5 protein-coding genes are annotated in these 7107 nt (G+C 77.3%); 2 read left to right on the top strand and 3 right to left on the bottom strand.

Features of this window, described 5'->3' with window-relative positions; translation table 11 throughout:
• Window positions 1-143: 143 nt before the first annotated feature.
• From AC3EVP_RS22775 to AC3EVP_RS22765, 3 genes are all read right to left on the bottom strand, one after another.
• Window positions 144-2324, bottom strand: a complete 2181-nt coding sequence (locus tag AC3EVP_RS22775; RefSeq protein WP_435132414.1) for a beta-ketoacyl synthase N-terminal-like domain-containing protein — start codon at window positions 2322-2324, stop codon at window positions 144-146.
• Window positions 2325-2462: 138 nt separating this feature from the next.
• Window positions 2463-3269, bottom strand: coding sequence for a thioesterase II family protein (locus AC3EVP_RS22770; RefSeq protein ID WP_335979253.1), 807 nt, complete (start codon window positions 3267-3269; stop codon window positions 2463-2465).
• A complete protein-coding gene (locus AC3EVP_RS22765; RefSeq protein ID WP_435132412.1) occupies window positions 3266-3631 on the bottom strand; it encodes a phosphopantetheine-binding protein in 366 nt (121 codons plus the stop codon). Before AC3EVP_RS22765 ends, AC3EVP_RS22770 begins: the two co-directional genes overlap by 4 nt.
• A gap of 280 nt (window positions 3632-3911) precedes the next feature.
• Here AC3EVP_RS22765 and AC3EVP_RS22760 point away from each other — a divergent pair, with 280 nt between their 5' ends.
• Both AC3EVP_RS22760 and AC3EVP_RS22755 read left to right on the top strand, forming a co-directional pair.
• Window positions 3912-5270, top strand: a complete 1359-nt coding sequence (locus tag AC3EVP_RS22760; protein ID WP_435132409.1) for a salicylate synthase — start codon at window positions 3912-3914, stop codon at window positions 5268-5270.
• A 124-nt stretch (window positions 5271-5394) separates the two neighbouring features.
• Window positions 5395-7008, top strand: coding sequence for a (2,3-dihydroxybenzoyl)adenylate synthase (locus AC3EVP_RS22755; RefSeq protein WP_435132407.1), 1614 nt, complete (start codon window positions 5395-5397; stop codon window positions 7006-7008).
• The last annotated feature ends 99 nt before the right edge of the window (window positions 7009-7107 follow it).

The raw sequence follows: 7107 nt of genomic DNA, 5'->3' as shown, positions 1-7107 counted from the left end.
CGCTGTCCGGCCCGCCGGGCTTCCGTGCCGGGGGCGCCGTCGTACGCGTCCGAGCAGGCACCCGACCGGCGGCGTTCCCCGCGGCGCCTGGCCGGTAGGGCCCGCCGGGCCGACGACCGCGGGGGAGCGGTGCCGGGCACGCCTCACGCCAACTTCGCCGCGAGGGCGGCCGCTTCGTCGTCGGTCAGGGCGCCGAGCGCGGTGTGCAGGCGGTCGCGGAGGCGGTCGGCGTGGCCGGCCGGGGTGGGCGGGGCGGCCAGCAGGTCGGTTGCGTCGGTCGGGACCGGCAGCACACCGCGCAGGGTGGCGGTGACGTGGGCCGCGAGCAGGGAGTGGCCGCCGAGGTCGAAGAAGTTGTCGTCGCGGCCGATGCCGGAGATGCCCAGGGCATCGCCCCACGCGCCCGCGACGAGTTCCTCCAGCCGGTCGGACGGCGCCGCGTACGCGTTCTCCAGCGCGGGCCGCGGATGCGGCTGCCCGGCCGCCGCCCCCGCCGCCCCCGGCTCCCCCGCGTACGGCGGGGGCGCGACCCAGTGCCGGGCCCGCTCGAAGGGGTAGGTGGGCAGCACGACCCGCTGCCGTACCCCGTCGGGGGCGACCGCGGGCTCGCCCTCGCCGCCGGCCACCCAGGCGGCCGCCTGCCGCAGCGCGGCTGCTTCCCCGTACGACTCCTCGGCAGCCGGCTCCGCCGCTCCGCCGCCGGGGCGCAGCACCGCCCACCCGGGGCCGTACGACGGCGTGCCGCCCGCGGCCAGCACCCGCAGCGCGGCCAGCGCGCCGTCGCGGTCACCGGCGAGGACCGCGGCGCGGCGGGCGAACCGGGCCCGCCCGGTCAGCAGCGTGAACGCCACCGCGTCGAGCGGCAGTTCGGGGTGCCGCTCCAGGTGCGCGGCCAGCCGGGCGGCCTGCGCCCGGACCGCCCCGTCGCTGCGCGCCGACAGCGGCAGGACGTGCACCCGGCCCGCTCGGGGCGCGGGCGGCCCGGGCCGGGCGGGCGCGGGCGGCGCCTCCTGGAGCACCACGTGGGCGTTGGTCCCGCCGATCCCGAACGTGTGCACCGCCGCGCGCCGCGGCCGCTCCCCGCGCGGCCAGGCGCTCGCCTCCGCGGCGAGCCGGAACGGAGTGCGCGCGAAGTCGATCTCCGGGTGCGGCCGCTGCCAGTTGGCCAGCGGCGGCAGTTCCTCGTGGGCCAACGACAGCAGCACCTTGACCAGCCCCACCGCGCCCGCCGCCGCCCAGGTGTCGCCGACGTTCGGCTTGTGGGTGCCCAGGCGCAACCTGCCGGGCCCGGCCGAGGCGTACGCCTCCGCGAGCGCGGTGACCTCCAGCGCGTCGCCCATCGGGGTGCCGGTGCCGTGGGCCTCCAGGTAGTCGATGTCGGCCGGTTCGAGCCCGGCCAGCGCCAGCGCTTCGGCGGCGACGTCGGTCTGCGGGTCCACCGCGGGCGCGGTGAAGCCGGCCTTGCCCCCGCCGTCGTTGTTGACCGCGGTGCCGCGGATCAGCCCGAGCACCGGGTCCCCGGCGGCCCGCGCGTCGGACAGCCGGCGCAGCGCGAGGACGGCGACCCCGTCGCCGGGCGTGGTGCCGGCCGCGGCCGCGTCGAAGGCCCGGCAGTGCCCGTCCGGCGAGTTGACGCCGCCCTCGCGGTGGACGTATCCGGCCCGCTGCGGGAAGTAGACGGTCGCGCCGCCGGCCAGCGCGAGGTCCGACTCGCCCGTGAGCAGGCTCTGCACCGCGAGGTGGACGGCGACCAGGGAGGTGGAGCAGCCGGCCTGCACGGTCACGCTCGGCCCGGTCAGGTCCAGGACGTAGGACACCCGCGGCGCGAGGAAGTCCGCGCTGTTGCCCAGCAGGTGCTGCACCGGCCCGGCGCCCGGCCCGGCCGCGCGCCGGTGCGGGTGCAGGTGGTGGAGGAAGTAGCTGTCCGGGCCGGTGCCGCCGAAGACGCTCACCGCGCGCTCGGCCAGGCCGCGCGGGTCGTAGCCGGCCGACTCCAGCGCCTCCCACGCGCACTCCAGGAACAGCCGGTGCTGCGGGTCCATGACGTCGGCGTCGCCGGGGCTGTAGCCGAAGAAGGCCGCGTCGAAGAACTCGGCGCCCTCCAGCACCGGGCGGGTCCTGACCCGCGCGGGGTCGGCGGCGGCCGAGGGTGGCAGCCCGGCCTCGGCCAGGTCCTCGTCGGTGGACGAGGTGAGCGACTCGGTGCCGGCCCGCAGGTTGCGCCAGAAGTCCTCGGGTGTGTCGGCGCCCGGCAGGCGGACGGCCATGCCGACGACGGCGACGGGGTCCACGGAACCGGCGGGCAGCGGTGTGCCGGCAGCCACGATGGTCAACTCCCTTGTGGGTTGGGTGTCGTTGGAGGCGTGCGGGGGCGGGGGCGCGCGGGGGTCCGCGTACGAGTCCGTACGGCCGCGGCGCCGCGGGCGGTGGTCGGTGCGTGGTCGTACGTGGTCAGTACGCGGTCAGTGCGCGGAGGCGCCCCAGCCGAGCCGGGTGAGCACCGCGGCGGCGAGGGTGTCCGGGCGCTCCAGCAGGTAGAAGTGGCCGCCGGGGAAGGTCAGATGCTCGAACGGCCCCTGGGTGGTGCGCCGCCACCCCTCGACCTGCGCGGCGGTCACGGTGCCGTCGCCCTCGGCGGCGATCGACACCACGCCGGTGCGCAGCGCCGGCCCGGGGGCGGGCCGGTAGGTCTCCACCAGCCGGTAGTCGTTGCGGACGATGGGCAGCAGGTAGTCGCGCATCTCCGGTTGGTCCAGCAGCGCGGCTGGGGTGCCGCCGGTGTCGCGCAGCATCTCGGCGAAGGCGCCGTCGTCGAGCAGGTGCCGCAGCCGTTCGCGGTCGGGCGGGGCGTGGTAACCGGGGTCGTGGCAGGCCGGGTCGTGGAGGTGCGGAGGGTGCCGCGCGGAGGCGAACAGCCGTTCCACGAGGGCGCCTTGCGCTTCCAGACGGCGCGTCACCTCGTAGGCGACCAGCGCTCCCATGCTGTGGCCGAGGATCGCCAGCCGCCGCCCGGTCAGCGGGAGCAGCGCCTCGGTCACGCGGTCGGCGAGCACGTCCATGGCGTCGACGAGCGCCTCCCCGGCGCGGGCCTCGCGCCCCGGGTACTGCACGGCGCGTACGTCCACCTCCGGCCCGAACCGGACGGCGAGCGAGCGGTAGAAGCCCGCGCTGCCCCCGGCGTGCGGGAAGAGCACCAGGGCCGGCGCGTCCGGGCCGAGCGGGCGGAAGGCGCGCAGCCACGGCGAGCGGGTGGCGTCCGGCGCCCTCATCCGGCGGCCCTGTCGCCCGCGGCCTCGGCGATCAGCCGCCACCACGCCCGCAAGGTCGGCTCCTCGATCATCCGCGCGTAGCCGATCCGCAGCCGGTACCTGCGCAGTCGGGCGGAGATCGCCATCACGCGGACCGACTCGACGCCGAGTTCCAGAAGGTTGTCGTCGTCGCCGACCTGCTCGGGCGCCACGCCGAGGACGTCGGCGACGGTGGCGCGCAGCCGCTCCAGGTCGAGCCGCGGGTCGGATGCCGGGTCGGAGTCCGGATCGGGGCTCGGGTGGGGGCCCGGGCCGGGCGCGGAGGGGGCTGGTGCGGCGGGGTCGGGTGCGGTGGGCGGGCTGCTCGGATCGGGCGGCGTCACAGGTCTCCCTCGCTCGGTGGACGGCACCGCGGCGGCGCGGCCGGGGCCTCGTACGGCGGTGTCCGCCGCGGATCACACGTGGACACACCGGCGGATGCTAGTTAGGCTCAGTGCGGTTAGGCAAGGCTTGCCTTAGTAATTCGCGACAATGTGTCAGTATGCACACGGCTTCCCGCCGATCCGCCCGACCCGCCGTGCCCGTTCCGCCGCCCGGTCCGCACCCCGCACCGTGGCGCCCCGCACCGCGCCCCCGCCGCCAGACGACACAGGACGGTCCCCCGTGGCCCCTCACGCCCCCGCCCCCGCCCACGCCCCCGCCCCGGCCCCGCGCTACCTGCACACCCGGGCCGCCGGAGTCCCCGACCCCCTCGCCACCGCCGTCCGGCTCGCCCGGTCCCGCCTCGCCGACCGCTGCGCCGTCTACGAGCAGGACGGCCGCTGGTGGTTCGCCGCCGGCGCCCTCGGCGAGGTGACGGTCCGCCAGGACCGCGTCGAGACCGAGTGGAACGGCGAGCGCCGCGCGGCCCCGCGCACCTGCGGCCACGCCGCACAGGAACTCGGCGCCGCCCTGGCCACCGCACCCGTCGCCGACTGGCGCGCCTACGGCTGGGTCGCCTTCGAGAGCGCCGCCGCCGCGATCGGCCGCACCCCGGCCGACCCCGAACAGCCGCTCGCCCACGCCTTCGTACCCGCCGTCGAGGCCGAGATCGGCACCGGCGGGCTCGACGTACGCTGCGCCGCACCCGACCTGCTCCAGCGCGTCCTGGCCGCCGCCCGCACCCCCAGCACCGAAACCGCCCGCCCCGCCCGCCCCCTCGACGTGGAGGCCGAGGGCCCGGCCGCCTACGAACAGGCCGTCGCCGACGCCGTCGCCCGCATCAACCGCGGCGACCTGGAGAAGGTCATCCTCTCCCGCCGCGTCGAAGTGCCCTTCGCGCTGGACTTCCCCGCCACCTATGCGGCCGGGCGCCGCGCCAACACCCCCGCCCGCTCCTTCCTGCTCGACCTGCCGGACCTGCGCGCCGCCGGCTTCAGCCCCGAGACCGTCGCCGAGGTCGGCGCCGACGGCCTCGTCACCTCCCAGCCGCTGGCCGGCACCCGCGCCCGCCACACCGGCGACCCCGAGCGCGACGCCCGCGCCGCCGCCGAACTGCGCACCGACGTCAAGGAGATCTACGAGCACGCCGTGTCCGTCCAGCTCGCCGACACCGAGATGCGCGCCCTGTGCGCACCCGGCAGCGTGGCCGTCGAGGAGTTCATGGCGGTCAAGGAGCGCGGCAGCGTCCGCCACCTCGGCTCCCGGGTCCGCGGCCGGCTGCGCGCGGACCGCACCCGCTGGGACGCCCTGGCCGCGCTCTTCCCCGCCGTCACCGCCTCCGGCATCCCCAAACCCGCGGCGTACGAGGTGATCGCCGCCCACGAACCGGCCCGCGGCCTGTACTCCGGCGCCGTGCTGCGCGCCACCGCCGACGGCGACCTCGACGCCGCGCTCGCGCTGCGCACCGTCTACACCCACCAAGGCCGCACCTGGCTGCGGGCCGGCGCGGGCATCGTCGGGGTCTCCCGGCCTGCCCGGGAGTACCGCGAGACCTGCGAGAAGCTCGCCAGCGTCGCGCCCCACCTGGTGCCGGGACCCTGACCCGCGCCCGCCGACGCCCTTCCCGGCGCCGTCCCTGGCCGCCCTTCCGCCGTCCCGCCGTCCCGCTGTCCCGCTGTCCTGTCCCGCCGCCCTGCCCGCACGCGAACCCGCCGAGAGGACCCGCATGCTGTCCGGATGCGTACCCTGGCCCGCCGAGGAAGCCGACCGCCACCGCCGCGACGGCTACTGGAAGGGGGAACCGCTCGGCGAGCTGCTGCGCCGCGCCGCCGCCGAACACGGCGACCGCACCGCGCTGGTGGCCCGCGGCGCCCGTATCGGCTACCGGGAACTCGACACCCGCGCCGACGACCTCGCCCGCGGGCTGCTCGCACTCGGGCTGGCCCGCGGCGACCGCGTCGTGGTCCACCTGCCCAACCGGCCCGAGTTCGTCCTCGCCACCTTCGCCCTGCTGCGGATCGGCGCCCTGCCGGTCTACGCCCTGCCCGCCCACCGCGAACGCGAGATCGCCCACCTGTGCGGCTTCGCCGGCGCGCGCGCCTACCTCACCGCCGACCGCTACCTCGGCCACGACCACCGCGACACCGCCCGCCGGGTGGCCGCGCTGAGCGGCGTCGCCCTGCGGCACGTCCTCGTGGCCGGCGACGCCCAGGAGTTCACCGCGCTCGACGCCGTGGAACGCGCCGGCCGCACCCTGCGGCACACCCCGCTGCCCCCGCCCGGCCCCTCCGGCGACGCGGCCCTCTTCCTGCTGTCCGGCGGCACCACCGGCCTGCCCAAACTCATCCCGCGCACCCACGACGACTACGCGTACAACGCCCGCGCCGCCGCCGAGGTCTGCGGCTTCGACCGCGGCACCGTCTACCTCGCCGCCCTCCCGGCCGCCCACAACTTCGCGCTCGCCTGCCCCGGGGTCCTCGGCACCCTCGCGGTCGGCGGCACCGTGGTCCTCCCCGACGACCCGAGCCCGCAGGAGTCGCTGCGGCTGGTCGCCGAGGAGCGCGTCACCGCCACCGCGCTCGTGCCGTCGCTGCTGGCGATGTGGCTCGACGCGCAGGAGTGGCTGCCCGAGGACCTCTCCAGCCTGCGGCTGCTCCAGGTCGGCGGCGCCCGGCCCGACGCCGCCACGGCCGCGCGGGTCCGGCCCGTGCTCGGCTGCACCCTCCAGCAGGTCTTCGGCATGGCCGAGGGGCTGCTGTGCCTGACCCGGCCCGACGACCCCGAGGAACTGGTGCTGTCCTGCCAGGGCCGCCCGCTCAGCCCCGGCGACGAAGTGCGGGTCGTCGACTCCGACGGGCGCCCCGTCCCGCAGGGCGCCGTCGGCGAACTGCTCACCCGCGGCCCCTACACGCTGCGCGGCTACTACCGGCTGCCCGAGCACAACTCCCGTACGTTCACCGGCGGGTGGTATCGCACCGGCGACCTCGTGCGCAGCCTGCCCGGCGGCAACCTCGCGGTCGAGGGGCGCGTGAAGGACGTCATCAACCGCGCCGGGGAGAAGGTCTCCGCCGAGGAGGTCGAGGAGCACCTCGCCGCCCACCCGGCCGTACGGCAGGCCGCCGTCGTCGGCGAGCGCGACACCGTACTCGGCGAGCGCATCACCGCGTTCGTCGTCCTGGCCGACGGCGCCCCTTGCCCCACCCCCGCGCAACTTGCCGCCTTCCTCCGCGACCGCGGCGTGGCCGCCTTCAAAACCCCCGACCGCCTCACCGCCCTCCCCGCCCTCCCCCTCACCGCGATCGGCAAACTCGACCGCAAATCCCTCCCCACCGCGCCTTGAGGGGCCACCCCCCGTCCCACCCGCCGCCAGGCAAGGGCCGCGGGGCCGGTGCCGGGCCATGTGACAGCGGACGAAAGAGGGCTGACGGTCATGTCCGGG

The sequence above is a fragment of the Actinacidiphila sp. bgisy144 genome (assembly GCF_057708105.1).
The sequence above is the reverse complement of the archived record's forward strand: the minus strand, read 5'-3'. Positions and strand labels throughout refer to the sequence as shown.